The organism is Glaciimonas sp. Gout2 (assembly GCF_035018905.1).
In the GTDB taxonomy this organism is placed as follows: domain Bacteria; phylum Pseudomonadota; class Gammaproteobacteria; order Burkholderiales; family Burkholderiaceae_D; genus Glaciimonas.
In genome coordinates, this window is the sequence record NZ_JASJXA010000008.1 from 124,563 (window position 1) to 150,509 (window position 25,947).

The 25,947-nt window shown below is 54.8% G+C and carries 26 protein-coding genes and 2 pseudogenes; 2 read left to right on the top strand and 26 right to left on the bottom strand.

All coding sequences use genetic code 11. The features are described 5' to 3' along the window. Positions 1 to 39: 39 nt before the first annotated feature. From ispH to QN379_RS08365, 26 genes and pseudogenes are all read right to left on the bottom strand, one after another. Positions 40 to 981 (bottom strand): annotated as a pseudogene (gene ispH / locus QN379_RS08240) (4-hydroxy-3-methylbut-2-enyl diphosphate reductase). A 107-nt stretch (positions 982 to 1,088) separates the two neighbouring features. Continuing rightward, positions 1,089 to 1,577, bottom strand: a complete 489-nt coding sequence (gene nuoI / locus QN379_RS08245; protein WP_322240054.1) for an NADH-quinone oxidoreductase subunit NuoI — start codon at positions 1,575 to 1,577, stop codon at positions 1,089 to 1,091. Between the two features lies 1 nt (position 1,578). Beyond that, the gene (gene dxs / locus QN379_RS08250; RefSeq protein ID WP_322240056.1) at positions 1,579 to 3,477 is read right to left on the bottom strand and encodes a 1-deoxy-D-xylulose-5-phosphate synthase; all 1,899 of its coding nucleotides are present in this window, start codon (positions 3,475 to 3,477) and stop codon (positions 1,579 to 1,581) included. A 17-nt stretch (positions 3,478 to 3,494) separates the two neighbouring features. After that, complete coding sequence (locus QN379_RS08255; protein ID WP_322240058.1) at positions 3,495 to 3,881, bottom strand: group II truncated hemoglobin; 387 nt, start codon at positions 3,879 to 3,881, stop codon at positions 3,495 to 3,497. 8 nt (positions 3,882 to 3,889) lie between these two features. Next, on the bottom strand, positions 3,890 to 4,240 hold the full coding sequence (erpA, locus tag QN379_RS08260; RefSeq protein WP_322240060.1) for an iron-sulfur cluster insertion protein ErpA: 351 nt from the start codon (positions 4,238 to 4,240) through the stop codon (positions 3,890 to 3,892). A gap of 106 nt (positions 4,241 to 4,346) precedes the next feature. Next, complete coding sequence (gene lipA, locus QN379_RS08265; RefSeq protein WP_322240062.1) at positions 4,347 to 5,357, bottom strand: lipoyl synthase; 1,011 nt, start codon at positions 5,355 to 5,357, stop codon at positions 4,347 to 4,349. Positions 5,358 to 5,406: 49 nt separating this feature from the next. After that, the gene (folE, locus tag QN379_RS08270) at positions 5,407 to 6,021 is read right to left on the bottom strand and encodes a GTP cyclohydrolase I FolE (RefSeq protein ID WP_323506447.1); all 615 of its coding nucleotides are present in this window, start codon (positions 6,019 to 6,021) and stop codon (positions 5,407 to 5,409) included. A 103-nt stretch (positions 6,022 to 6,124) separates the two neighbouring features. Next, positions 6,125 to 6,445, bottom strand: a complete 321-nt coding sequence (locus QN379_RS08275; RefSeq protein WP_322240064.1) for a non-heme iron oxygenase ferredoxin subunit — start codon at positions 6,443 to 6,445, stop codon at positions 6,125 to 6,127. Between the two features lie 139 nt (positions 6,446 to 6,584). Beyond that, positions 6,585 to 7,688 (bottom strand): GTP 3',8-cyclase MoaA, encoded by a 1,104-nt coding sequence (gene moaA, locus QN379_RS08280; RefSeq protein ID WP_322240066.1) that lies wholly within the window; start codon positions 7,686 to 7,688, stop codon positions 6,585 to 6,587. Between the two features lie 31 nt (positions 7,689 to 7,719). Further along, positions 7,720 to 8,073 carry a tetratricopeptide repeat protein gene (locus QN379_RS08285; RefSeq protein WP_322240068.1) on the bottom strand — a complete coding sequence of 118 codons (354 nt, stop codon included), beginning with the start codon at positions 8,071 to 8,073 and terminating at the stop codon, positions 7,720 to 7,722. A gap of 135 nt (positions 8,074 to 8,208) precedes the next feature. Beyond that, a pseudogene (gene thiC / locus QN379_RS08290) lies at positions 8,209 to 10,053 on the bottom strand (phosphomethylpyrimidine synthase ThiC); the annotation flags it as partial. 70 nt (positions 10,054 to 10,123) lie between these two features. After that, positions 10,124 to 10,732, bottom strand: coding sequence for a MarR family winged helix-turn-helix transcriptional regulator (locus tag QN379_RS08295; RefSeq protein ID WP_322240070.1), 609 nt, complete (start codon positions 10,730 to 10,732; stop codon positions 10,124 to 10,126). A gap of 73 nt (positions 10,733 to 10,805) precedes the next feature. After that, positions 10,806 to 11,351 (bottom strand): flavodoxin domain-containing protein, encoded by a 546-nt coding sequence (locus tag QN379_RS08300; protein ID WP_322240072.1) that lies wholly within the window; start codon positions 11,349 to 11,351, stop codon positions 10,806 to 10,808. 45 nt (positions 11,352 to 11,396) lie between these two features. Further along, positions 11,397 to 12,707, bottom strand: coding sequence for a protein adenylyltransferase SelO family protein (locus tag QN379_RS08305; protein WP_322240074.1), 1,311 nt, complete (start codon positions 12,705 to 12,707; stop codon positions 11,397 to 11,399). A 39-nt stretch (positions 12,708 to 12,746) separates the two neighbouring features. Continuing rightward, positions 12,747 to 13,379, bottom strand: coding sequence for a NifU family protein (locus tag QN379_RS08310; protein ID WP_322240076.1), 633 nt, complete (start codon positions 13,377 to 13,379; stop codon positions 12,747 to 12,749). After that, entirely contained in the window at positions 13,372 to 14,619 is a 1,248-nt protein-coding gene (locus tag QN379_RS08315; RefSeq protein ID WP_322240078.1) for a P-loop NTPase, read from the bottom strand. The genes QN379_RS08310 and QN379_RS08315 overlap by 8 nt, the downstream gene beginning before the upstream one ends. Positions 14,620 to 14,692: 73 nt before the next feature. Continuing rightward, on the bottom strand, positions 14,693 to 15,016 hold the full coding sequence (locus QN379_RS08320) for a rhodanese-like domain-containing protein (protein WP_322240080.1): 324 nt from the start codon (positions 15,014 to 15,016) through the stop codon (positions 14,693 to 14,695). Positions 15,017 to 15,026: 10 nt separating this feature from the next. Continuing rightward, positions 15,027 to 15,587, bottom strand: coding sequence for a NifU family protein (locus QN379_RS08325; RefSeq protein ID WP_322240081.1), 561 nt, complete (start codon positions 15,585 to 15,587; stop codon positions 15,027 to 15,029). Positions 15,588 to 15,597: 10 nt separating this feature from the next. After that, positions 15,598 to 15,921, bottom strand: a complete 324-nt coding sequence (grxD, locus tag QN379_RS08330; protein WP_322240749.1) for a Grx4 family monothiol glutaredoxin — start codon at positions 15,919 to 15,921, stop codon at positions 15,598 to 15,600. A gap of 22 nt (positions 15,922 to 15,943) precedes the next feature. After that, positions 15,944 to 16,189 (bottom strand): BolA family protein, encoded by a 246-nt coding sequence (locus tag QN379_RS08335; RefSeq protein WP_322240083.1) that lies wholly within the window; start codon positions 16,187 to 16,189, stop codon positions 15,944 to 15,946. A 106-nt stretch (positions 16,190 to 16,295) separates the two neighbouring features. Beyond that, entirely contained in the window at positions 16,296 to 16,781 is a 486-nt protein-coding gene (gene sufU / locus QN379_RS08340) for a Fe-S cluster assembly sulfur transfer protein SufU (RefSeq protein ID WP_322240085.1), read from the bottom strand. Further along, positions 16,781 to 18,052 carry a cysteine desulfurase gene (locus tag QN379_RS08345; RefSeq protein ID WP_322240087.1) on the bottom strand — a complete coding sequence of 424 codons (1,272 nt, stop codon included), beginning with the start codon at positions 18,050 to 18,052 and terminating at the stop codon, positions 16,781 to 16,783. Before QN379_RS08345 ends, sufU begins: the two co-directional genes overlap by 1 nt. Next, a complete protein-coding gene (gene sufD, locus QN379_RS08350) occupies positions 18,049 to 19,404 on the bottom strand; it encodes a Fe-S cluster assembly protein SufD (protein ID WP_323506448.1) in 1,356 nt (451 codons plus the stop codon). Before sufD ends, QN379_RS08345 begins: the two co-directional genes overlap by 4 nt. Then, positions 19,401 to 20,171: a Fe-S cluster assembly ATPase SufC gene (gene sufC, locus QN379_RS08355; RefSeq protein WP_322240751.1), complete on the bottom strand. Its 771-nt coding sequence runs from the start codon at positions 20,169 to 20,171 to the stop codon at positions 19,401 to 19,403. The genes sufD and sufC overlap by 4 nt, the downstream gene beginning before the upstream one ends. A 20-nt stretch (positions 20,172 to 20,191) precedes the next feature. Then, on the bottom strand, positions 20,192 to 21,628 hold the full coding sequence (gene sufB, locus QN379_RS08360) for a Fe-S cluster assembly protein SufB (protein WP_322240091.1): 1,437 nt from the start codon (positions 21,626 to 21,628) through the stop codon (positions 20,192 to 20,194). A 51-nt stretch (positions 21,629 to 21,679) separates the two neighbouring features. Beyond that, on the bottom strand, positions 21,680 to 22,009 hold the full coding sequence (locus tag QN379_RS08365) for an iron-sulfur cluster assembly accessory protein (protein ID WP_322240093.1): 330 nt from the start codon (positions 22,007 to 22,009) through the stop codon (positions 21,680 to 21,682). 298 nt (positions 22,010 to 22,307) lie between these two features. On the opposite strand from QN379_RS08365, the gene QN379_RS08370 reads away from it, so the two are divergent. Both QN379_RS08370 and acnA read left to right on the top strand, forming a co-directional pair. Next, complete coding sequence (locus QN379_RS08370; protein ID WP_322240095.1) at positions 22,308 to 22,994, top strand: metalloregulator ArsR/SmtB family transcription factor; 687 nt, start codon at positions 22,308 to 22,310, stop codon at positions 22,992 to 22,994. A gap of 201 nt (positions 22,995 to 23,195) precedes the next feature. After that, positions 23,196 to 25,937 carry an aconitate hydratase AcnA gene (gene acnA, locus QN379_RS08375; protein WP_322240097.1) on the top strand — a complete coding sequence of 914 codons (2,742 nt, stop codon included), beginning with the start codon at positions 23,196 to 23,198 and terminating at the stop codon, positions 25,935 to 25,937. Positions 25,938 to 25,947 lie beyond the last annotated feature (10 nt).

Here is a 25,947-nt window from a genome sequence, read left to right on the forward strand (position 1 = left end):
CGCTGGCGCACCGGCATATCCAGCATCCGCACATGCGCCTTAAACCCCGATAACAGGACTCAGCCCTCTAGGCAGTGGAAAAACAACTGTCTCCTCTACTCCTTCCAATATCCGCACACTCTTCGCACCATATTCCTTCAAGCGATCGACTACCCCCTGCACCAAAATCTCGGGAGAGGAAGCGCCAGCAGTGACACCGATGCGCTTTTTCCCTCCTAGCCATGCTGGATCGATTTACGCAGCGCTCTTTACCATATAAGCCAGCGCCCATTTTTTTTCCGCAACTTCGCGCAAACGATTGGCATTGGAACTATTCGGGCTACCGATAACGATCACTACATCAACCTGCAGCGCCATGAATTTGACGGCTTCCTGGCGATTCGTAGTGGCGTAGCATATGTCGCCTTTTTTAGGCTCCGCAATCGTGGGGAATTTGCGTTTTAATGTCGCTATCATGTCGGCAGTATCGTCGACTGACAATGTGGTTTGCGTTACATAGGCCAACATGTTGGGCATTTTCACCTGAAGATTCTCGACATCGGCGACTGTCTCAACCAGATAAATGCCCTCGTTGGCCTGTCCCATCGTGCCTTCCACTTCCGGGTGCCCAGCATGACCTATCATAACAATTTCGCGTCCTTCGCTCCGCATCTTGGCGACCTCGCTATGCACCTTGGTGACCAGCGGACAAGTCGCATCGAACACCCGCAAGCCGCGTTCGGCAGCCTCGGCGACCACTACTTTAGGGACTCCGTGCGCAGAAAAAATGACCGTATTACCAGGTGGAACTTCGCTTAATTCTTCGATGAAAATAACGCCTTTATTACGCAAGCCATTGACAACATAAGCGTTATGCACGATTTCGTGACGCACATAAATAGGCGCGCCAAATTGGGCCAAGGCTCTCTTGACAATGTCGATTGCCCGGTCAACCCCAGCACAGAATCCGCGCGGCTGCGCGAGCAGTATTTCGTTATCCATTTTTTCTTAGTATGTCCATTAATCTACCGTTTATTCTTTCTTTAACATTAACGACGCGCACCACAAACAGATAGTTAAAATTAAACCACGGTCAGCCAACACGTGAATCAACGGTAGGGCGCGTCCGCTGCTCGCGCTGCCGCAATTTCTGTTTCATAACGATCCCCGATCGCTAGCAACATTTCCTTGGTGAAGTAGAGATCGCCGCGTTTTTCACCGTGATATTCCAGAATATGCGTTTCGACGATGGCATCGACCGGACAGGCTTCTTCGCAAAAACCGCAGAAAATACATTTGGTCAGGTCGATATCGTAACGTGTCGTGCGACGTGAACCATCATCACACTGTTCCGATTCGATCGTAATGGCCAGCGCCGGACAGACTGCTTCGCATAATTGGCAGGCGATACAGCGCTCTTCACCGTTCGGGTAGCGACGCAATGCATGCAGACCACGAAAGCGCGGGGAGAGTGGCGTTTTTTCTTCGGGAAATTGAATCGTGATCTTTCGCGCAAACAGATAACGTCCAGTCAGAGCTAGCCCCTTGATCAAGTCACGTAGCATCAAACTGGCAAAAAACTCTTTAATGGCGTTCATGTTATTTCCTAACCAACCCTAAGGTGACTTGGTTCTGAGTGGCGAGCAAGCAGACCGACTCATTACCAAAACGATGACGGATACTCGTTGTAATACCTTCTGTATTCAATCCGCACATGGCCAGCAATTGCGTCGCATCACCGTGATCGATAAAGCGATCTGGCAAGCCCAAGTGCAATAGCGCTTTGACACATCCAGCAGCAGCCAGTGCTTCTGCCACCGCAGCACCGGCTCCCCCCATGATCGAACCCTCTTCGACCGTGACCAAGGCATCATGGCTATGTGCCAGATCAAGCAGTAGCGCTATATCGAGTGGCTTGATGAAACGCATATTGGCGACGCTGGCGTTGAGTATTTCGCCAACGCACAGACTTGGCGCCAGCATCGTACCAAAAGCCAAAATCGCAATGCCCTTACCTTGACGCCGTAATTCACCTTGGCCAAACGGCAGCACAGTCAATGCCTTATCGATGGCGACACCCAATCCGCCCCCACGGGGATAGCGCACCGCAGCCGGCCCTGGGTAGTGGTAGGCGGTGCTTAACATCTGCCGACATTCATTTTCGTCAGAAGCTGCCATGAGCACCATGTTGGGGATGCAACGCAAATAGGCGATGTCGTAATTGCCCGCATGGGTAGCCCCATCCGCGCCAACCAGGCCAGCACGATCGAGCGCAAATGTGACATCCAAATTTTGCAACGCGACGTCGTGTATCAGCTGATCGTAGGCACGCTGTAAGAAGGTGGAATAAATGGCCACGACCGGCTTTAGACCTTCGCAGGCGAGACCTGCGGCAAAGGTCACTGCGTGCTGCTCGGCAATGCCGACATCGTAATAGCGCTTGGGAAAGCGCTGTTCAAACTCGATCAGCCCAGAACCACCGGCCATCGCGGGCGTGATGCCTATGAGCTTATCGTCTTGCGCGGCCATATCGCACAACCAGTCGCTAAACACCTGGGTGTAGGTCATCTTGCTGGAAGTCGCTGGCTGAATACCTTCGAGCGGATTGAATTTCCCCGGGCCGTGATAGAGCACCGGATCAGCCTCTGCCAGTTTGTAGCCGTTACCTTTTTTAGTCACGACATGCAGAAATTGCGGGCCTTTCAGATGTTTTATGTTGTGCAGAGTCGGAATCAAGGAGTCCAGATCATGGCCATCGATCGGTCCTATGTAATTAAAACCCAACTCCTCAAACAGCGTCGCAGGTACAACCATGCCTTTGGTGTGCTCTTCAAAGCGCTTGGCCAATTGGAACACCGGCTCCGGTAGTATGGCCTTACCCGTATTCTTGGCCTTGGCGTAAAACTGGCCGGACATCAAGCGCGCCAGATAACGATTCAAGGCCCCGACCGGTGGCGAGATCGACATATCATTGTCGTTGAGAATCACCAATAGATTAATATCCTCATACACGCCGGCGTTGTTCATCGCTTCGAACGCCATTCCGGCAGTCATGGCACCGTCGCCTATCACCGCGATCACGCGACGCTCCATTTCACCTTTGGTCAGCGCTGCCCGTGCCATACCCAGAGCCGCCGAAATTGAGGTCGATGCGTGGGCTGTGCCAAAGGTATCGTAGGCACTTTCATCACGTCGTGGAAATCCGGAAATGCCATTCAACTGACGCAAGGTTTTCATCTGATCACGCCGCCCAGTGAGAATTTTATGCGGGTAAGTTTGATGGCCAATGTCCCAAACCAGGCGATCTTCCGGGGTATTAAAGACATAATGCAGCGCGATGGTCAGTTCGACCGTCCCCAAATTAGACGACAAATGACCGCCTGTTTGGGACACCGAATCGAGGACGAATTGGCGCAGCTCTTCGGCCAGTATTGGTAGTTGCGCATGCGACAGTCGACGCAAATCGACTGGGCTGTTAATGTCATTGAGTAAATTCATACCAGCTTAATTCTCTACTAAACAGGCCCTTGTTTGTTTTGCATATGGTCGGCGACTTTGGCAAATGCGCTCGACAACTCACGGCGCAGATCGGCATTCTCTACCTCTTCACGCAATGCCCAGTTCATGCATAGCAGCCATTGGTCGCGTTCAGACTCGCCGATAGGAAATGGCAGGTGCCGACGACGCAACATCGGATGGCCGTACTCCTGTACATACAGCGCTGGTCCGCCCATCCAGCCACACAAATATTTGAACAGCTTGTCCTCAGAGTCGCGCAAGTTGCCGGGGTGTAGTTGCCGGATGCCATAAGATTCGGGTAGCTCATCCATGAGCTGGTAGAAGCGCGTGACTAGGGCACGCACCTTTTCAACGCCCCCGATGCGGTCGTAATGCGTCGTCATGTTGACAATCAGGCCGAAAAAGAAGAGCCGCAGCCGCAGGTTGACGTCGCGCCAGGATTCTTGATGACGAACTGCGCCCCTTCCAAGTCATCCTTGTAGTCGATTTCTGCGCCGACCAGGTACTGGTAACTCATGGAATCGATCAGCAACTGAACGCCATTTTTAACCATCGTCGTATCATCTTCATTGGCCACTTCGTCAAAAGTGAAGCCGTATTGGAACCCTGAGCAACCGCCGCCCTGCACAAATACGCGTAACTTTAGCTCTGCATTTCCTTCTTCTTCAATTAATTGGGCGACTTTTCTTGCGGCGTTATCACTAAAGATAATCGGTGCTGGCATTTCAGTAATGGCGTTCATTGATGACTCCAGATAAATATTCAAATGAACCGTTAATGGCGCACTTTTTGTCTTGTTCAGTGCAGCTATTAACGGTGGATGTTTTACTGCAACTGCTTTGTTTCATTTACTGCTGATCACTGGCAACGATTCCTGCCTTATATGCCTGCTGATCGGCATGGTATGAACTACGCACCATAGGGCCCGAGGCGGCATTCACAAAGTGCATTTTGTAGGCTTCTTCCTCGTACATTTTGAAGGTGTCCGGGTGCACATAACGCAGCACCGGCATGTGACCGCCGGACGGTTGCAAGTACTGCCCGATGGTCAACATGCTGACAGCGTGCGCACGCAAATCACGCATCACTTGCAAGATTTCGGCATCGGTCTCACCCAGCCCCACCATGAGACCGGACTTGGTCGGTATGGCGGGATGCGCGTGCTTGAAATTTTTTAACAAGTTGAGTGAGTTTTGAAAATCTGCACCGGGGCGGGCTTCTTTGTACAGGCGCGGCACGGTTTCGATATTGTGGTTCAATACGTCCGGCGGCGCGGTGCTGAGGATGCTGAGCGCCAAATCCAGCCGGCCGCCAAAATCAGGCGTAAGGATTTCGATGCGCGTGTTGGGTGAGCGTGACCGTATCTGGCGTATGCATTCAACAAAATGGCCAGCACCGCCGTCAATCAAATCATCGCGGTCCACTGAGGTAATCACGACGTAATGGAGTTTCATCAAGGCGATCGTCTCGGCGAGCCGTTCCGGCTCGGTGCTATCGAGCGGGTTGGGGCGACCGGTGCTAACGTTGCAGAATCGGCAGCGCCGCGTGCATTTGTCGCCCATGATCATGAAGGTCGCGGCACCCTTACTCCAACATTCACCAATGTTAGGGCAAGAGGCTTCTTCACACACGGTCACCAGCTGATTGGTGCGCACGATCTCCTTGATGTCTTTGTAGCGGCCTGAGGCTGACGCCGCCTTGACGCGTATCCAATTTGGTTTTGGCAATCTTTCCGCGGCAAGAGTGTCGTCACGTTTGGTCTTCTGCGAGCCCCTTTGTTGATCGCGCCGAGTATTGGGCGATGCTGTCTGCGCTACCACAGACACGACATTTCTAAAGCGGATGGTTTCGATAGTCATCGTGCTGCTGTCCTCGCCTTTAAGCTTGTAGATGTGTCCATAAATAACATTATCGTCCGTTCGCCAATGCCAGAAACTCCGTGCGCAGCGCCAGATTAGACAGAAGTTCGCCCAGCATGGCTGAGGTGATGGTTTCTTCTCCTTGTGTGCGGATACCCCGGCTTTCCATGCACAGGTGTCGGCAGTGTATGACTACGCCAACCGCTTTTGGCTCCAGATGGCTCATGAAAGCATTGGCAATTTGAACGGTGAGTCGCTCCTGTCCCTGCAATCGCTTGGCAAAGCAATCAACCAAGCGCGTCAGCTTTGATAGACCGACTATTTTTCCGTCTGGAACATAGCCGATCGTGGCGGTACCAAAAAACGGCGCCAGATGGTGCTCACAATGGCTGTAGACCGGAATGCCCCGTATGAGGATCAACTCGTCGTACCCTTCCGCCCCGTCTTCAAACACTTTCAGCAGCTCAGCCGGGTCTTGCGCATAACCAGAAGTCCAGTGTTTCCAGGCTTTTGCAACACGGGACGGTGTTTCTACCAGGCCGGCTCTATCTGGATCCTCGCCTAAGCTGATGAGAAGACGACGCCAATCGTGCTCGGTAAATTGCTGCTCCGGACTCGGTATTTTTTCTGTCGATGTTGCTCGTGTTGTGAACGTGTTATTCATGCGGTTTGTTGACCTTTAGTCGTAAGCGACGTAATGCTTAAATATCAAATACATAAATCTTCACTTTTTTTGTCTGCTTACTGTCAGCCAGACAAGAGGTGCATCAATCCCAGCGGTTATCGCGTACCTGAACCTCGCCATTTTCTATGCGTACCGGGAAGGTGCTGGTCGGTTCGTAAGCGGGAGCAGACAATGCCACGCCGGTACGGATGCAGAAGCGTGCGCCGTGGCGCGGGCAAATGATCTGGTCGCCTTCGACGGTGCCGCCGGTAAGCTGGCCACCATCGTGGGTGCAGACGTCTTCGATGGCGTAATACTGGCCGTCGAGATTAAATACGACGATCTGCGTGTCGTCTACATCGATAACCCGTCGCTCGCCTGGCGCGACTTCTTCGGCCCGCGCTACTGTGACCCATTCACTCATTGCAAGCCTTCATTCATCCAACTCCCCCTGTCAAATTGTGTGTTCGGTACGGCCTTGTGTCATACGAAATTCGCTCCCGCGTAGCGCCGAAACGGATCGGGCTGCGTCGGCGAATTCATATTCGGTGCGCATGAAATTTTCATCCACCGATATAAGACATCTCAATTTTTTTACTTTGTGCAGTCTCTTCCGTACGAATTTCTGAATACCTGTCTTCACGTTGACTCAAGATCAATCCGATGGCAGCGGCAATTTGTGCGTCGCTCTTGTCCGCACGGATGAGTGCGCGCAAATCATGACCGGACTGCGCGAACAGGCAGGTGTACAGCTTGCCATCGGTCGAGAGGCGGGCGCGCGTGCAAGTGGAACAAAAGGCTTGCGTCACGCTGGAGATGACGCCGATTTCGCCGCTACCATCGGCATAGATCCAGCGCTCGGCAACTTCACCGGTGTAGTTGGGTTCGGCTTCGATGAGTGGCATCTCGGCGCCGATCATGCGCACGATCTGAGCCGAGGGAATGACATCGTTCATGCGCCAGCCGTTGGAAGCGCCCACGTCCATGAATTCGATGAAGCGAACGATGTGGCCGCTACCCTTGAAGCGTCGCGCCATCGCAACAACATCCTGATCGTTGCCCCCTTTTTTCACCACCATGTTGATCTTGATGGGCGCAAAACTCGCGTCGTGCGCAGCGTCTATGCCTCTCAGCACATCCTCTACCGGAAAATCGACGTCATTCATGGCGCGGAATACTGCTTCATCGAGCGAATCGAGGGAGACGGTGACACTCTGTAGGCCTGCGGCCTTGAGCGCGCGGGCTTTTTTGGATAATAGCGAGGCGTTGGTGGTGAGGGTCAGATCTAGTGATTTTCCGTCATGCGTCTTGAGGGCGGCCAGCATCTCGATCAACACTTCGAGGTTTTTACGCAGCAGAGGTTCGCCGCCGGTGAGGCGGATTTTTTCGACGCCATGGGCGACGAACAGGCGCGTCATGCGCGTGATTTCCTCAAAGCTCAAGAGTTCGGATTTCGGCAAAAATTGATAGTCCTTGTCGAATACTAACTTTGGCATGCAATAGGTGCAGCGGAAATTGCAGCGGTCAGTTACAGAAATGCGCAGGTCACGCAAGAGCCGACCACGCGTGTCCGCCAGCGTACCACCTAGGCTAAACGCGTGCGCCGGAATGATGGCCACACGGCTGACGGCGCGCTGATCAACTACGGGAATGAGCGTCGTGCTCATAGAGGCTTTGTCGCCTGGAGTGTTTGTTTTTTCATACCGTCTTTGCTTGTGCCAAGCGTTGCAAATGTTCATTAGCAGTGAAATCACCTTGCAGTGCTGCAAGCTGATACCAGTGTGATGCCTGGCTAATGTCCGCCGCAATACCTAAACCGAATTCATACAACTCGCCAAGACCACGCTGCGCCATAGCGAAATGTTGTTGTGCTGCGAGCTGCATCCAAGAAAAGGCGATGGCCTCGTCCTTACGCACGCCACGGCCGCGCAGGTAGCGTATCGCCAGCAAACGTTGTGCGCGGGCTATGCCATAGCTAGCGTCAGTTCGTAATACTTCCGCCGATTCTTCCCACGTCAAAAAAGCTTTCAGCGCATTGAGTTCGTCAGTCATTCTCATGCCTCCTATTAATCTCTTCGCCACGCCTCATACCTTGTCCGATCAGGTGATTCTCGCTCAACTTCTGCGTGAGCTTGTTGGTCACGGACAGGGATTCCTGTGGATCCTGCCCACTCACGTTTAGATATTCAATGTCCCTGTCTCCATGATGCGCTGGTTGGCGGCGTAGACGCGCACGTCCTGCGATATCTTCATTGAACAGAAATGGGGTCCGCACATCGCGCAAAAATGTGCTGACTTGGCACCCTCCGCTGGTAGGGTTTCATCATGGAATTCCCGCGCCGTGTCTGGATCGAGACCGAGATTGAACTGGTCTTCCCAACGGAACTCGAAGCGTGCCTTGGACAAGGCGTTGTCGCGGATTTGAGCGCCGGGGTGTCCCTTGGCAAGGTCGGCCGCATGGGCCGCAATCTTGTAGGTGATGACACCCGTCTTGACATCATCTTTGTTCGGCAGGCCGAGGTGCTCCTTGGGCGTGACGTAGCACAGCATGGCAGTGCCGTACCAGCCGATCATGGCCGCGCCGATGCCAGAAGTGATGTGGTCATAGCCTGGTGCAATATCGGTAGTCAGCGGCCCGAGGGTGTAGAACGGTGCTTCGTGGCACTTGTCCAACTGTAATGCCATGTTTTCTTTAATCATGTGCATCGGCACGTGACCGGGGCCTTCTATCATGACTTGAACGTCGTGCTTCCATGCGATCTGGGTCAGCTCACCCAAGGTTTTTAATTCACTGAACTGCGCTTCGTCATTGGCGTCGAAGATCGAACCGGGACGCAGGCCATCACCCAGACTAAAGCTGACGTCATACGCCTTCATGATCTCGCAGATGTCTTCGAAATGGGTGTACAGGAATGACTCCTGATTATGTGCCATGCACCACTTGGCCATGATCGAGCCGCCGCGCGAAACAATTCCAGTCATGCGATTGGCGCACATCGGCACATACGCGAGCAAGACACCGGCATGGATCGTGAAGTAATCGACGCCCTGTTCGGCTTGCTCGATAAGCGTGTCGCGGTAGATTTCCCAGGTCAGGTCTTCGGCCTTGCCGTTGACTTTCTCTAGCGCCTGGTAAATCGGCACGGTGCCGATCGGCACGGGGGAATTGCGAATAATCCATTCGCGCGTCTCGTGGATATTTTTGCCGGTGGACAGATCCATCACATTGTCAGCACCCCAGCGGATCGCCCAGGTCAGTTTGTCGACTTCCTCGCAGATGCTGGAGGTGGTGGCAGAGTTGCCGATATTGGCATTTATTTTCACCAGGAAATTGCGACCAATAATCATCGGTTCAATTTCTGGATGGTTGATGTTGAGCGGGATGATGGCGCGGCCACGGGCAACTTCTTCGCGCACAAACTCAGGTGTAATTTCGGCCGGAATGCTGGCACCGAATGATTCGCCCGGATGCTGGCGACCCATTAATGCAGCCATTTTTTTGCTTGACTGTCCGGATGATTCTAATTCTTCCAGATACTCCTTGCGCCGCATATTTTCGCGGATGGCGACGTACTCCATCTCTGGTGTGATGATGCCCTGGCGGGCATAGTGCATCTGTGACACATTTTTGCCTGGCAATGCGCGACGCGGCTTGCGCGTGAGGTTAAATCGCATGTCGGCCAGCTTCGGGGCATTCATGCGCTCAATGCCGTAAGCCGAACTCGGGCCGCATAGCTCCTCGGTGTCGCCCCGCTCAATAATCCATGGCGTGCGCGGCGTTTGCAAACCGGAGCTGATGTCAATACTGACATGGGGATCGGTGTACGGTCCGGAGCAATCATAGACAACAATCGAAGGGTTCTTCTCAACATCGTAGGGAGCGGCGGTATCTGACTGGCTGATTTCGCGCATCGCCACCTGGATATCAGGGCGCGATCCTTCGATATAGATTTTGCGCGAATTGGGCAGTGGCAGGATTGCACGTTCATCCACCGTAGCGGTGGTGGACAGGAATTTCGGTGTTGCGTTCATTGGGTTCCTAGGTGAACTACATTACATTTTGATTCGGCATATTCTGTGAGGGTGATGGCTGATGCAGAGATCATCTCGATACGACACCGGCGGCAGCGTCCTTCATCGCCGCAGGCTTACCCGGGGCGAAGTTGATGCAAAGCTCGTCAACCTCATTCAACAGCAGCGGCACATTCACGAACCCGCACGCATACGGTACCTGCCCCTCCCTGCAGCAGCCATCACCCTCCAGATACTTACACGATGCACAGGTGCCAAAGGGAGGCATACCCTTCTCCAACGTCACCTGACCAAGCATGCGCTGCAAGGTATGCGCGAAGTCGCCACGCACTCCGGCTGGCAGTGCATCCACCGCACGAACCATGACTTCAAAACAGTCGTTTGCAAGAACGGCCGTGGCTTTATCGGTAAGATCGAGCCGGGCGCTGCGCCCGTCGATCTCAGAGCGTAGCCGCGTCAGATAACCTTGTGTTTCGAGGTTTTTGATCGTCTGCGACGCTGTGCCCCGGGTCGTGCCATGAAACGTAGCGAAAGCGGAAGGCGTCCGCGAGAAGCGGTTGGCTCGCGCGAAGTATCTGAGCACCGTCCACTGTGCCGCCGTCAAGCCCTTCGCAAACCCTTCGCCGAATCCTATGCGCCCCAAGTGCAAGAACAGCTCTGCAATGCCACGACTATCCATTTTAGCTCCTTGATCATGCTGATATAGTAGCGTTTAAAAACCATAGTTACAAGAATTTAATTTCGTATAGCTACTAATAATCGGTAAGTACCACCTCTGCGTGGAAACGGTTGCCGGCCAAGGTTGCCGTGACGAATTCAGCGCGGATCACGAAGTCGCCGAAGCGTTCGCCCTCGTTCCGCTGTTTCGCGTACTGCACGATTAGCGGATCGCCTCGATCTGCGCTCGCGCCTCGGCCGTGATGTTGGCGAGGATCGCCTTCGCCCCATGTCGCCGCATAGACAATGAGGTTCTTCGTCTTGGCGAGAAGACCCATGTCGGCGTCCGCCATGTCGATGACGCGTGCATCGAGGCCATGCTTCTGTGCGGCCTTCTTCGCCTTGATGGCGAGGCTTTCGGCGTTGCCACTTTCGGTGGCGTAGAGGACCGTCAGAGATGCCCGCGGCCTAGCCGTAGTCGCCGGCACCGCCTCAGCGCCCTGTGCCGCCTCGAAGCCCGCGAAAAAACCAGCGAGCCAGCTCCGCTGCAGCGACGTCGTTCGCGACACGACCTTGTTCAAAACGCTAATCTCCTCCGTAGAGAACGGAGCGTTTTTTGGGATCAACGGTATGGCGCTCATAAATGCTTTCTACAATTCATTGTTTCGTGTTTCTGCAGGACCGTGTCAATGCCGGAGTAAAGATGTACCAAATGGCGCGTTAAAAGTGCCGAGTCCAAGTTTAGCAGCCCACATCTTCTCCATTTGCGCTTGCATCACTGTCGCAAAGCCACTTTGAATCTCGTCGAGCTGTCGCAGAGTGTCCTGATGCGAGGACAGCGATGTCATTGATGATAGTAACGGCCGCAACGCCGTACAAAACATGTGGAAGTTGCGTCCCGCTGCCACGGCTTGGTTCAGGAACGCGAAGTGATGTCCGCCACCCGTCCATGGCTGGTAGTGCGGGTTGAACACATCGCAGAATCCGAATGGACCGTAGTCGAGTGTGAAGCCACCGGCCGCGCAGTTGTCGCTGTTGAAGTTGCCCTGGCAGTAGCCGACGCGGATCCAGTTCGCCACAAGCGACGTCAGGCGGCTGCGTAACTCGCGCGCGAGCAACACCACTTTTTCGGCAGTGCTTAGTTTCTTGTCGATGACGTTACCGTACTCACGATCGATCAAGTGCAACACAATCTGCTCGAGCTCCTCCATCGCTTTCGGGTGTTCCTTCTTGCGCGCACGGCGACCGAAGAGCTCGAGTTGACCGACCCGAATGAACGACGGTGCGACCCGCGTCGAAATAGCGACTGCCTCCGATATAAGCATGTCGGGATCCTGCGAGCGCGAGCCCTCCGAATACCACGGCCGCTTGACCTTCTCCGTTTTTGAAACGTACAAACTCAGAGACCGTGACGTTGGCACACCGAGCGCATGCATGTGCTCCTGCGCTAAGAACTCCCGGACACTTGAGCGCAGGACGGCGTGACCATCCGCGCCGCGGCAGTATGGCGTCCGGCCGCCACCTTTTAGCTGCATTTCCCAGCGTCGACTGTTGATGACGGCCTCAAGCACGGAAACTGCGCGACCGTCGCCGTATCCGTTGCCGGTTTGGAACGGGCACTGTTGGGTGTATTCGGTGCCGAAGATGGACAATGCGTACACACACGCCCAACCCACCTTGCGCATCGGCTTCGGAACGTGCGAGATGTCGCCGGAGAACATGCGGACGAAGTCGCCCGACTGTGCCATGCGGTCGGCGAAGCCAAGTTCGCGAAAAAAGTTTTTGCTGTGAGCGACGTACTCGGGGTCTTTGATTGGCGTGGGATTGATGGGGACATAATGGCCCGTAAAAACTTGTCGCGGCGCGTGGTCGGCTCCGTCTGCTTTCGCGTCAGGATCGCAGTTGAGCGCGTCCATAAGCGAGTAGTTTGCCAACTTTGCAAGATCGTCGAGCGTCGCGATGGTTGGGGAGATTTCGTGGAATAGTCGATTTTGCATGTATTGGCCTGATTTTTGCCCTGATATTTATCTTGGTATCTACCCAGCCCGCGAGTAGAACGGCTGCTTACCTGCGGCGTGATCTGTCACATCGACGATTTCCAGGATTTCTGGGGCGACTCTTCTTACCATCACTTCCAAGCCCTGCCTCAGGGTTACTTGAGAAGACCCGCAGCCTTGGCAGCCGCCGCTCATGCTGATGAAAAGCTTGCCTTGGCGGACCTCCACCAGCGAAATTTTTCCGCCGTGGTTCGCTACAGAGCGATTGACTTCCTTGGCCAGCAGTTGCTGGACAAGTACGCCAAGTTCGACATCGGATCGTCCTTGCGGGCTGGTGCAAGCCGCCATCTCCAGGATCGATGGCACGCCGCTGAGCAACTGCATCCGGATCGCCGTTGCGATGGCCGTTTTCAGTTCTGCCCACGAGGTGCCCGCTTGCTTGACGATGGTCGCCACATTTTCTGCGATGAGCACATTGGCCACACCAGAAAGCGCGAACAGTCGCTCGACTAGCGGCGACCCGGCAGATCGTTCCTGGCTACCGAAAAAAAAAGGGCCGCCGGGATGTAAGCTGCGGCTCACGGTGAACTTGCAGGTGTCAGGGTCGGCCAGAGAAGTCTGCGCGCGGATACTGACTGGCTGCTCTACCAGCATGCTGCCTGTGTTAGACACTTTCGACGTCCTTCGCCGCAGCGCCCAAGGCGCGCAGGTCATTGAAGGCATGTATTCCCGTGTTATGACCATCGCTCCAATGGAAGCCGAGCGCATAGTTGCCGATGCTCTGTATCTGTTGCGGACTGACATCAGAGCGCACCGTTTTTGGGTCGAGCAAGGGGCGTCCGCTCATCTCCTCGACGCACAGGGCGCAACGACACGACAGACGCAACTCACGCACATCAAGCTCGTCGCGATGGCCATCCTCCCAGAGGATGGATAAGGTACGCGGATCGCGGCGCGCAAATCCGATGGGAATGTTGTGCGCACCGTCAGGCCGCGCCGTGCCCTCCATCCAGGCTGGCGCGCCCTCGTTGCTATCCCACTTCCAGACAAAGGGTTTCAACGCCACGACCGTCGTGTGCAGCTTTGCCACCAGCGTTGCTGCGATGGCGGCATACACCAAGGAGCTGTCCGACTTCGGCTGATCCACTACGATAGGTCTACCCTCATCACCGCAAGTGACAACATCGGCATCAAGCGGTAAGGCACCCAGAAACGGGATGCCGAGCTCCTGGCTCATCTGCTCGCCGCCGCCGTGACGGAAGATATCCGTGCTCTCGCCGCAGTGCGGGCAGGTGAAGCTGCGCATGTTTTCGACGATACCGAGAATTGGCACCTGCACTTTCTCGAACATGCGCAAGCCGCGCCGCGCGATCTTGAGGCTCACGGCCTGAGGTGTCGTGACGATCACCACGCCCGACAGCGGCATGCTCTGCGCCAGCGTCAACTGGGTGTCGCCAGTGCCTGGCGGGAGATCGAGTATCAGGTAGTCCAATCTTCCCCATTGCACACCGCCGACGAACATCTTCAGATATTTTCCCACCATTGGTCCGCGCAAAACGGCCGGTTTATCGTCTCCGGTGAGCATGCCCATCGATACCGCCTTCAGGCCGTGCCGTTCTGCCGGGATCATCATGTTCTCCGCGGTCATCGCTGGTAGCTCACCGGTCGGGATACCGAGCATGCCGGGGATGCTAGGGCCAAGGATGTCGGCATCAACTATGCCGACCCGCGCGCCTAGTTGTTGCAGTGCGAGTGCCAGATTGACGCTGACAGTGGATTTTCCGACGCCACCCTTACCACTGCCGACGGCGATGATATGCCGTATCCCTGGCAGTTTTTCAGCATCAACCCCCGCTTGGGATGCGGCGACTGGCGCCTGCTGTGGGCGGTAAGACTGTTCAGTGCTTTGCATGGCGCAAGTTCCTTGTGTTTTTAGTTTAGGGTTAAATTACGCTAAGTCAGGCAACCGGCAAGTTGAGCATGCCTCAATACATCGACAACGCGCTGTCAACGTGTTGTGACCATGCATGGACGCCACCTGGCAGGCTTATCATCTCTGTAAAACCATTCCGTTCTAAAAATAACGCCACCTGCATGGTGCGGGCGCCGTGGTGGCAGATGCAGAATATAGGCTGCTGTCTGTCCAGCTCAGACAGTCTGTCGAAAATGGTATTCATCGGCATTGGTACGGCGCCGTCAATATGACCTGCTTGAAATTCCCACTCTTCACGGACATCAAGTAAGACGGGCTGCAAACGCAGATCATCTGCAAGCCATGCGGCCAATTCAAAGGCGTTTAAAGTCTTCATTTTTTCTTCTCTACACCGCTATCAGTTCGATATTCGGCTCTATCGTCCGCACCAGATTCTCGATGCCTTTGAGCGTCCCCGCGATTGAGCTCGGGCAGGTGCCACAAGCACCTTGATAGTGAATGCTGAGATAATTGCCCGCCAAACCAACTATGTGCAGATCACCGCCATCGCCTTGTAAAGAAGGGCGGATCTGTTCATCAATCAGCTCGGTGATGTGTTCAAGACGGGCCTGATCCTCGTCACTGAGGTCGGCGATGGCAGTGCGCGCTTGCGCAAGCGTGGCAGCCGATTGCGCAGCAGCTGCCGGTGCGGCGCGCAGTGGCACGGCAATTAAGCGCACTAACTCGGGCCAGTCGGCCTCGCCATCTTGCGTTACGGTGAGCCAGCGATCCACGTAAAACACATTGCTTACGTGTTCAATCTCGAACAGTGTCGAGGCGAGTACATCGTCCCGGGCTTGTCCGGCGTTTTCGTAGGAGTGGCTAATACCCCAGGTGAGTGGCTCGTGGAGCGTAAATTTCACCGCATTCGGGTTGGGCGTGTCTTCAATTTCAGCAATTTTTGGCATGGCAATTTCCTTAAACTGATTCGACTGCCGCTTGCAGCAATTTTTGCAGTTCGCCTTGATCAAACATCTCGCGCATGATGTCGGAACCGCCGACAAACTCGCCCTTGATATACAGCTGCGGTATGGTCGGCCAATTAGCGTAGGTCTTGATGCCATCGCGGATTGCCTGGTCGCCCAACACATCCACCGTGAACAGCGTGGGTCCACCGCAAGCTGCGAGCATCTTGATTGCCGCACCGGAGAAGCCGCACTGCGGGAAGTTGGGCGACCCCTTCATGTATAGGACGACTGGGTGAGTAGTTACTTGTTGCTTAATTCTTTTTTGCGTGTCTATCATGATTCTTTTCCTCGGCAATTTAATTGCCATCTTTGAGCCAAGTCTCAGGCGTAAAAGTTCGTATTGACAGTGCATGAATTTCTGAACGCATGCGCTCGCCTAGTGCCAAATATACTAATTGATGTTGCTGCACCATGTTCTTGCCGTTGAATTGCGGGCTAACGATCACCGCCTCGAAGTGCTGACCGTCATCGCCCTTCACTTCGACGTAATCACTAGGCAATCCATCTATGATGTAGCTTCTTAAATCACTTGCTGTCAGCATCGTCTACTCTCAATGTAAAGTTACCCGGAACACCTACAAGGACCACAGGAACGATGCAATCGTCAAAACTTCTGTGTGTTCCTATCGGGAAAATTATTTTCATGGCTCAGGCAGCGCCGATTGCCGCGTGCATAGGGTCATGTTCCGCCTCGGTCGTCGTGTTCTCAATGGCGTTGAATGCTGCCTGCAGTGTGTGCCACGGCAGAATCGCGCATTTGACGCGCGTCGGCAGCTCGGCTATCCCGGCAAACACCGTCAGCCGACCGATGTGGTGAGCGCCGTTCAGATCGAGCTTGCCGGTCGCCATGTCGAGAAATTCGTGGATCAATACTTCTGCCTCACCCCGGGTTTTTCCCTTGACAGCGACCGTCATCATCGATGCCGAGGCCTTGCAGATTGCGCACGCGGCGCCTTGAAACGCGATGCCGTCGACACATTCACCACACAGATTCAGTGCTACGTCGATGTGGTCGCCACACAGCGGATTGTGGCCTGCCGCATGGTGACTGGCATGCGCGAGCATGCCGTAATTGCGCGGCTTCTTGTTATGGTCGAGGATAACCTCTTGATATAAAGCTCTAGGATCGGCCATTATGCAAACACTTTCTGCACGGTGCGGATACCGGCGATCAGGGCATCGACTTCTGCCATGCTGTTGTAAAACGCAAACGAGGCGCGCGAGGTGGCCGGCAATTTGAAGCGCTGCATTACTGGCTGCGCGCAATGATGCCCGGTGCGCACAGCGACGCCTTCTTGATTGAGTAAGGTCCCGATGTCGTGCGGGTGCACACCGTCAACTGCAAACGACAACACTGCGGCCTTGTGCAGAGCGGTGCCGATAATGCGCACTCCCGGTATCCGAACCATCTGCTCGCTGGCGTAATTGAGCAGAGCAAGTTCATGCTGGCCAATGGTGTCCATGCCGATGTCCGACAAATAATCCACTGCGGCACCAAGCCCGATGGCGGCCGCGATCGGTGGCGTCCCAGCTTCAAATTTGTGCGGGATCGTATTGTAGGTGGTTTTCTCAAACGTCACCGACATGATCATGTCGCCGCCGCCCTTGAACGGAGCCATCTGCTCTAACCATGCAGCCTTGCCATAGAGAATGCCGATGCCAGTCGGACCGCATAGTTTGTGACCTGAAAATGCATAAAAGTCACAGTCCAGATCCTGTACGTCGACCGGCATGTGCGGCACGGCCTGTGCACCATCGACCAGCACCGGCACCCCGTGTGCATGGGCAAAGGCGATCATCTGCTTGATCGGATTGATCGTGCCCAGCGCGTTCGAGACGTGCATGACGCCGACAAATTTAGTGCGCGCATTAAATAGCTGCTCGTACTCGTCTATCAGTAGCTCGCCGGCGTCATTGATCGGCACTACACGAATCCTTGCGCCTTTTTCTTCTGCCAGCATTTGCCACGGCACGATGTTGGAATGGTGCTCGAGCGTGGTCAGGATGATTTCATCACCTGGCCCGATGAACTTGCGGCCGTAGCCGTGCATCACCAGATTGATGGCATCGGTGGTGCCGCTGGTGAAGATCACTTCGCGTTCTTCCCGCGCGTGAATGAAATGTTGCAGCTTGCGCCGCGCCTCTTCAAATTCGTTAGTCGCGATCTCCGAAAGAGTATGCACCGCACGATTGATATTAGCGTGTTGTGTGCTTTGATAACGCACCATGCGATCAATCACCTGCTGCGGCATCTGGCTAGATGCCGCATTGTCGAGATACACCAAAGGTTTGCCGTTCACTTGCAGCTTGAGGATGGGAAAATCGGCACGTATCCGCTCGACGTCGAAGCTGGCGTCGGTTGCTGCTTCAAGCGCTATTTTTTGGACTATTTGGAGGCTACTCATGGCGAGCCCGTCGTTTGTTCGAGCACGGTCTGCTCGAGTTGAAGTTTGAGTGAGGCAACCGGAATACGGTCGATGATCTCGGCGCCGAACGCATACGTCAGTAGATTGCGCGCCGCCGCCTCGGTCAAGCCGCGGCTCTGTAGATAAAACACCTCTTCGCTGTCGAGCTGCCCTATGGTTGCACCGTGCGTGCATTTAACATCGGAAGCAAAAATTTCTAGCTGCGGCTTGGTATCGATGTGCGCCTTGGTAGTCAATAGCAAGTTACGGTTGGACTGTTTTGCATCGGTACCCTGTGCACCTTTGTGCACCATGACTTTACCGTTGAAGACGGCATGCGCGCTGCCGCCGACGATGCACTTGTGCTGCTGACGGCTGGTACCGTGTGGATGGGCATGATCCATACAGGTATGCGTATCAGCCAGCTGCCTGCCTGAGATTAGCGTCAGACCGTCAAGTGCGCAGGTGGCGCCATCGGCCGTTTGCAGCACGTTCAGGTTATAGCGCGAAATGCGCGCACCCAGCGCGACACTCACCGACTGATAATTGCTGGCGCGCCCAAGCGACACCGCGCAGCTCGCAATATGAAACGCTTGACTACCTTCGCGCTGCACCCGGATGTGATTCACATGCGCACTCTCTTCGAGCACGATTTCGGTCACCGCGTTGGTGAAGTGGGGCTCTTCTTGCCAGCGCGGTTGGTACAACACCACGTAATCCTCGATCACGGTCACGGCACTGCCAGCCTCAGCCAGTACCAGGCAACGCGGCGTACTGACCACCTCTTTTTGGGTCGCAATAAACAGTACATGCACAGGCGCTGCCAGCGCTATGTCACGCGGCAAGATGAGTACGGCAGCATCATGCAAAAATGCGGTATTTTGTGCAGTAAATACCTCGTTATTAAATGCGGCGTGGCGGCCAAGATGGGCTTCTAGCGCCGCTTTGTGGGTAGCCATTGCTGCCGTCAGGCTGGACACCATCACACCACTATCTAAGCCGTCACCTTCATTGGCACTGGACAAATGCGGCGCATAAAGTCCATCCACAAAGACCAGCCTGGTAGTTGCTTCTTCAATGTGAAAATGAGCAACATCAGCTGCGTCGATTGCACTTGCACTGAGTGCTGGTGCAAACGACATCTTGCTCAGCAGGGAAATATCGGTAAAGCGCCAATCCTCGTCACGGGTAGTGGGCTGCTTGAGTACGCCGAAGCGCTCAACCGCCTGCGCGCGCAATGCCTTGAGCCACGCCGATTGGCTCGCCTCCATTTGCAGTTGCGGCTGCCCTGCCATCAGGCTGGTAAAATAATGTCCGGCAAGCGCCGGCACCAATGGGGTCGTTTCGCTCATGCGGGCACACTCGCAGCAACCTTGTGCTCGGCGCTGACCCATTCGTAACCGCGCGTCTCCAGTTCCATTGCCAGCGCCTTGCCGCCAGTCTTGATAATGCGCCCGGCTTCCATCACGTGCACGTAGTCTGGCACGATATAGTTCAGCAGACGCTGATAGTGGGTCACCATCACCATCGCATTGTCTTGTTTAGCGAGCTGATTCACACCTTGGGCGACGACCCTGAGCGCATCGATGTCGAGACCAGAATCGGTCTCATCAAGAATGGCCAGACGGGGAGCCAGCAGCGCCATCTGCAATATTTCGTTACGTTTTTTCTCGCCGCCGGAGAAGCCTTCATTGACACTACGGTCGAGAAAATCGGGGTTCATTTCCAGCAGCTTCATCTTTTCGCGCACGAAATCATCAAATTCAAGTGGGTCGAGTTCTTCCTTGCCACGCTGTTTTTGAACCGTGTTGTACGTCAAGCGCAGGAACTGGCTGTTGCCGACGCCGGGCACCTCGATCGGATACTGGAAAGCCAGAAAAAATCCGGCGCGCGCACGTTCTTCAGGTTTCAACGCCAACAGGTTTTGGCCTTCGAGCAGCACGCTGCCGCTGGTCACTTCATAGGCTGGGTGACCGGCAAGCACCTTGGCAAAAGTGCTCTTGCCAGAACCATTGAGGCCCATGATCGCGTGGATTTCACCGCTCCTGACGGTGAAGTCAAGGTCCTTCAGAATTTCAACGCCATTGACGCTCGCGCACAGTCCGCGTACCTCAAGCAATACCTTGCTGTCTGGGTAAATCATCCGACACTCCCTTCGAGTTTAAAACTGAGGAGATTGGTCGCCTCGACCGCAAACTCCAATGGTAATTGTTGAAATACGTCTTTACAGAAGCCATTGATGATCATCGATACCGCAGCCTCGGCATCGACACCACGCTGGGCAAAGTAAAACATTTGGTCTTCGCCTATCTTCGAGGTTGACGCCTCGTGCTCAACCTGGGCACTGTTATTGAGTACCTGGATATACGGGAAGGTGTTGGCACCGCACTCTTCACCAATCAGCATCGAATCGCATTGGGAATAATTGCGCGCACCGCTGGCGCTGGCAGCAATTTTGACTAGCCCGCGGTAACTGTTGTTCGACTTGCCTGCGGAAATTCCTTTGCTCACTATCGTGCTGCGTGTATTTTTGCCTATGTGGATCATCTTGGTGCCGGTGTCGGCTTGCTGATAATTATTGGTCACCGCCACCGAATAAAACTCACCGATCGAGTTATCCCCCAACAAAACCACCGATGGATATTTCCAGGTAATCGCCGCACCGGTCTCAACCTGGGTCCACGAGATACGCGAGTGAACACCTTTGGCCAGGCCGCGCTTGGTTACAAAGTTGTAAATGCCACCGACGCCATTTTCGTCGCCCGCGTACCAGTTCTGCACGGTGGAATATTTGATGTCGGCATTGTCGAGGGCGACCAATTCAACTACCGCCGCATGCAGTTGATTAGTGCTGAACGCCGGTGCGGTGCAACCTTCCAGATAGGACACTGAGGCACCTTCCTCGGCGATGATCAAGGTGCGCTCGAATTGCCCTGACTCTTCGGTGTTGATGCGGAAGTAGGTCGACAAATCCATGGGACACTTGACGCCCTTGGGAATAAAGCAAAACGAGCCGTCGGTAAATACTGCCGAGTTAAGCGCAGCGTAAAAATTATCGGTATTCGGTACTACGCTGCCGAGATACTTTTGTACCAACTCGGGATGCTCCAGTACCGCTTCCGACATTGAGCAGAAAATGACACCGACTTCAGCCAGCTTGTGCTTGTAGGTGGTAGCTACCGAGACACTATCAAAAATCACATCGACCGCCACGCCCGCCAGCGCCATGCGCTCGTGCAGCGGTACACCCAGCTTTTCGAAGGTGCGCAACAATTCAGGATCAACCTCATCAATACTGGCTAACTTAGCTTTCAGCTTGGGCGCGGCGTAGTAGCTGATGGCCTGATAATCGATGGCAGGATGATGGCAATTTTGCCACTCCGGCTCTGTCATCTTGAGCCATGCCTGGTACGACTTGAGGCGAAAGTCGAGCAGCCATTCGGGTTCTTTTTTCTTGCTCGAAATCATACGAATAATGTCTTCATTGAGGCCCTTAGGCGCGACCTCTGATTCGATGTTGGTCACGAACCCGTGCTTGTAGGGTTGGTTGACTAGATTTTGCAGTGCCACACTCATACTATTTACCTCAATGTTTTCCACGCAATGAGCATTCATTGCGAACCGGATTTATTTTTTCAGGTTGAAGCTTTCACCACAGCCGCACTCGCTTTCGGCGTTGGGATTGTCGAACTTGAACGTCTCATTGAATCCTTCCTTGACGAAATCAACGTGTGAGCCGTCGAGAAATGGCAGGCTGACAGCATCGACCACCAGCGCTGCGTCATGCGACTCGAACACCTGGTCTCCAGCACGCACTTCGTCGGCGTAGTCGAATGTGTATGCAAAGCCGGAACAGCCGACCTTTTTTATACCCACTCGCAAGCCCACCCCGCTGCCGTTTTTCGCCACCTGCGCCAGGATTTTTTTTGCTGCTTTTTCCGTCAAAGTGATTGTCATAACTATTTGCCTTTCAAATTGGGCTTATATCGCCAAGTATTTAAGCCGAGATGTCCATTAGTTCCTTGCGTCGTCATTGGTTACGTCTACTTATTACGGCGCGGCAGAGCATGACGGCTGGAGGTGGTGTCATCGACACCCTGGTCGCCTTCTCGTCGAACTTTAAGATACTTTGCAAAGTATATTATATGCTTATGTCATTTGACTAGTAAATACTTTATAATCTAAATAATTTCTGGGCAAAAGCTGGGAAAATTATCAATAATTCAATTTTAAATGAATGGAAAGATAGGTGACTATGCAAGCTGCCAACGTGAGCGCGTCAGAGCCCGGTTCCGGTCGCGATCGCATCCTATTCCTGCTTAAGAGGGACGGACCTCAGTCGACCTCTGCGCTAGCACAACAGTTGACCGTGACGGCTATGGCCGTCCGCCAGCACCTTTCCGTCTTGAACGCAGAGGGGTTGGTCGATTTCAGCGACGAGCAGCGCAAACTGGGGCGACCTGCACGTATTTGGCAGCTGACAGCCGTGGCCCATGAACGATTCCCGGATCACCACGCCCAGCTCGCGGTTGACATGCTGCAGGTGGTTCAGAGCGTCTTCGGCGAAGAAGGCCTGGAACGAGTCACCGACGAATGGACGCGCCAACAAGTGGTCGCCTATCGCGCACGGATGCCCAGCCCAGACCTGCCACTAGCCCAGCGCGTGGCCGCACTGGTCAGGATCCGCCGTGAGGAAGGCTTTATGGCCGAGTGCGGCCCCGCCCAGACTGGCGTGATCGAACTCGTCGAGAATCACTGCGCGATCGCCAAAGCAGCGCACCTTTGTACCAAGCTCTGCGGCGGCGAACTGACGGTGTTCCGTGCGGTTCTCGGCGTCGGTGTCACGGTTGAGCGCGTCGAGCACTTCCTCGCTGGCGATCGCCGCTGTACTTACCGCATCCTGGAGGAGCCTGGCGTGCCCTTGCCGAACTCCGGCCAGTAGTTGTAGTGACTCGCGTTTGAAACCCCAATGACTTGCAATCGTCAGCCTCTTGGGGTTGACGGGTCAATACATATAAGTTGCCAATGTTGGCAGGTAGGACAAATTCCGGCGGTTTGGGCTTGCTATCTCTAAGAGAGTATATTAATTGGCAGACTATGAGTGTTACCGGTCTTGCATTTTTTGCATTTTTCGGGAGAAACTATGAACGACTCTTACTCCACCCGCGACACTCTCAGCGTTAACGGCACCGACTACGCCATCTTCAGCTTGGCGAAACTGGGCCAGCGCTTCGACTTGGCCCGTCTGCCGTTTTCGATGAAAATCTTGTTGGAAAACCTGCTGCGCGGCGAAGACGGCGTGTCGGTCACCAAAGCCTCGATCGAGGCAGTCGCTCAGTGGCAAGCAACGGAAGAACCCAGAACAGAAATCGCCTTCATGCCGGCGCGCGTCGTGCTACAGGACTTCACTGGAGTGCCCTGCATCGTCGATTTTGCGGCGATGCGCGACGCAGTGGTCAAGCTAGGTGGTTCGGCCGCCAACATCAACCCCTTGATCCCGTCCGAGCTGGTGATTGACCATTCGGTACAGGTCGATTCCTTCGGTAAGTCCGACTCCCGCGAGATTAACGGTCAGATGGAATTTGCCCGCAACGGCGAACGTTACAGCTTCTTGCGCTGGGGCCAGAAAGCCTTCAACAATTTTAAGGTTGTGCCGCCCAACACCGGCATTGTGCATCAGGTGAACCTCGAGCATCTGGCGCGCGTAGTGATGGAGGGCACTATTGACGGCGTGAAGTACGCGTTCCCCGATACGGTGTTTGGCACCGATTCACACACCACAATGGTCAATGGGCTGGGTGTGCTCGGCTGGGGCGTTGGCGGCATCGAAGCCGAGGCCGCGATGCTGGGGCAGCCGAGTTCGATGCTGATTCCGCAAGTGGTCGGTTTCAAGCTTACCGGCAAGCTGCCCGAAGGCACAACCGCGACTGATCTCGTGCTGACTGTTACACAAATGCTGCGTGCATTTGGCGTGGTCAACAAATTCGTTGAGTTCTATGGAGACGGCCTGAACTACTTGCCACTGGCTGACCGAGCGACCATCGCCAACATGGCACCGGAATACGGCGCCACTTGCGGGATCTTCCCTATCGATAACGAATCCTTGAGTTATCTGCGCCTGTCCGGCCGCAGTGAAGAACATATCGGCCTCGTCGAGGCCTACGCTAAGGCCCAAGGCCTGTGGCACAGCGACCAGGAAGCCGATTACAGTGCAACCTTGCATCTGGACATGGGTACGGTGTTACCATCGCTCGCCGGTCCGAAACGACCGCAGGACCGCGTGCAGTTATCGGACATGAAGAACAATTTCACGACCAACCTCGTGGGCTTCACCGCCAACCGCAAGCCGGACAAACAATCCACTCAACGCTTCGAAGACGAGGGCGGCGACACCGCCGTCGAGCATGACACCTCAGTCCACGCTTCGAGTCCAGTATTGATGAACGGGCACGATACTGAGCTGAAAGACGGTGCAGTGGTTATCGCCGCGATCACATCGTGTACCAATACGTCCAATCCTGCGGTGATGCTGGCAGCTGGACTAGTCGCTCGCAATGCTCTGGCTAAGGGTTTAAAGGCTGCGCCATGGGTCAAGACTTCCATGGCTCCAGGTTCATTAGTGGTGACTGATTACTTGACCAAGGCAGGCCTACTCGCTGACCTGGAACAACTCGGCTTCTTCATCGTCGGCTACGGTTGCACGACTTGCATCGGTAATTCCGGCCCCTTGCCCGACGATGTGTCCCGTCGCATCGCTGACAAAGACCTGATCGTGGCTGCGGTCTTGTCCGGCAACCGCAACTTTGAAGGCCGTGTACATCCGGAAGTGAAAATGAATTATCTGGCGTCGCCACCGCTGGTCGTGGCCTATGCACTGGCCGGCACGGTAAACATCGACCTGACTCGTGACCCGCTAGGTACTGGCGGCGACGGCAAACCGGTCTATCTGCATGATATCTGGCCGTCGAACAAGGAAGTCGGTGACTTGATCGCGCGCAGCGTCAGCCCGGACATGTTCACGCGCAATTATGCCGATGTTTTCGCCGGTGACAGCCGCTGGAACCAGATCTCCTCGCCCGATGGAGAAGCATTCGCATGGGACGAGGCTTCGACTTATATCAAGAACCCACCCTACTTCGAAGGCATGCAGATGAGCGTTGGCAGCATCGACGATATTCACGCTGCGCGGATGCTTGGCCTGTTCGGCGACTCGATCACCACGGATCATATTTCCCCCGCCGGCAACATCAAGGCCAACTCGCCGGCCGGTCGCTTCCTGCAATCGCGAGGGGTGCAGCCCGCGGACTTTAACTCCTATGGTTCGCGTCGCGGCAATGACGACGTGATGGTGCGCGGAACCTTCGCCAACATCCGCATTAAGAATCTGATGCTCGGCGGTGAGGAAGGCGGTAACACTATCCACTATCCGTCGAAAGAAAAACTAGCGATTTACGATGCGGCGATGAAATATAAGACCGACCAGGTGCCGTTGGTGGTTATCGCTGGCAAGGAATACGGCACAGGCTCATCGCGCGACTGGGCGGCAAAGGGCACCTTGCTGCTAGGCGTCAAGGCAGTGATCGCCGAGAGCTTCGAACGCATCCATCGCTCCAATCTGGTCGGTATGGGGGTGCTGCCGCTGCAATTCATGGCCGGTCAGAATGGCGCATCCCTGGGCTTGACGGGCGATGAGTCGTTCGACATTGCCGGTCTGCGAGATGGTGCTGGCCGAATCGCCGACGTTGTCGCCACCAGCAGTGATGGTCGCCCGGTTTCCTTCAAAGCGCAGGTGTTGTTGATCACGCCAAAGGAAGTAGAGTACTTCCGCCACGGCGGCATCCTGCATTATGTGCTGCGCCAGCTGGCGTCCAGAAAGACTGCGTGATCGGCTTTAC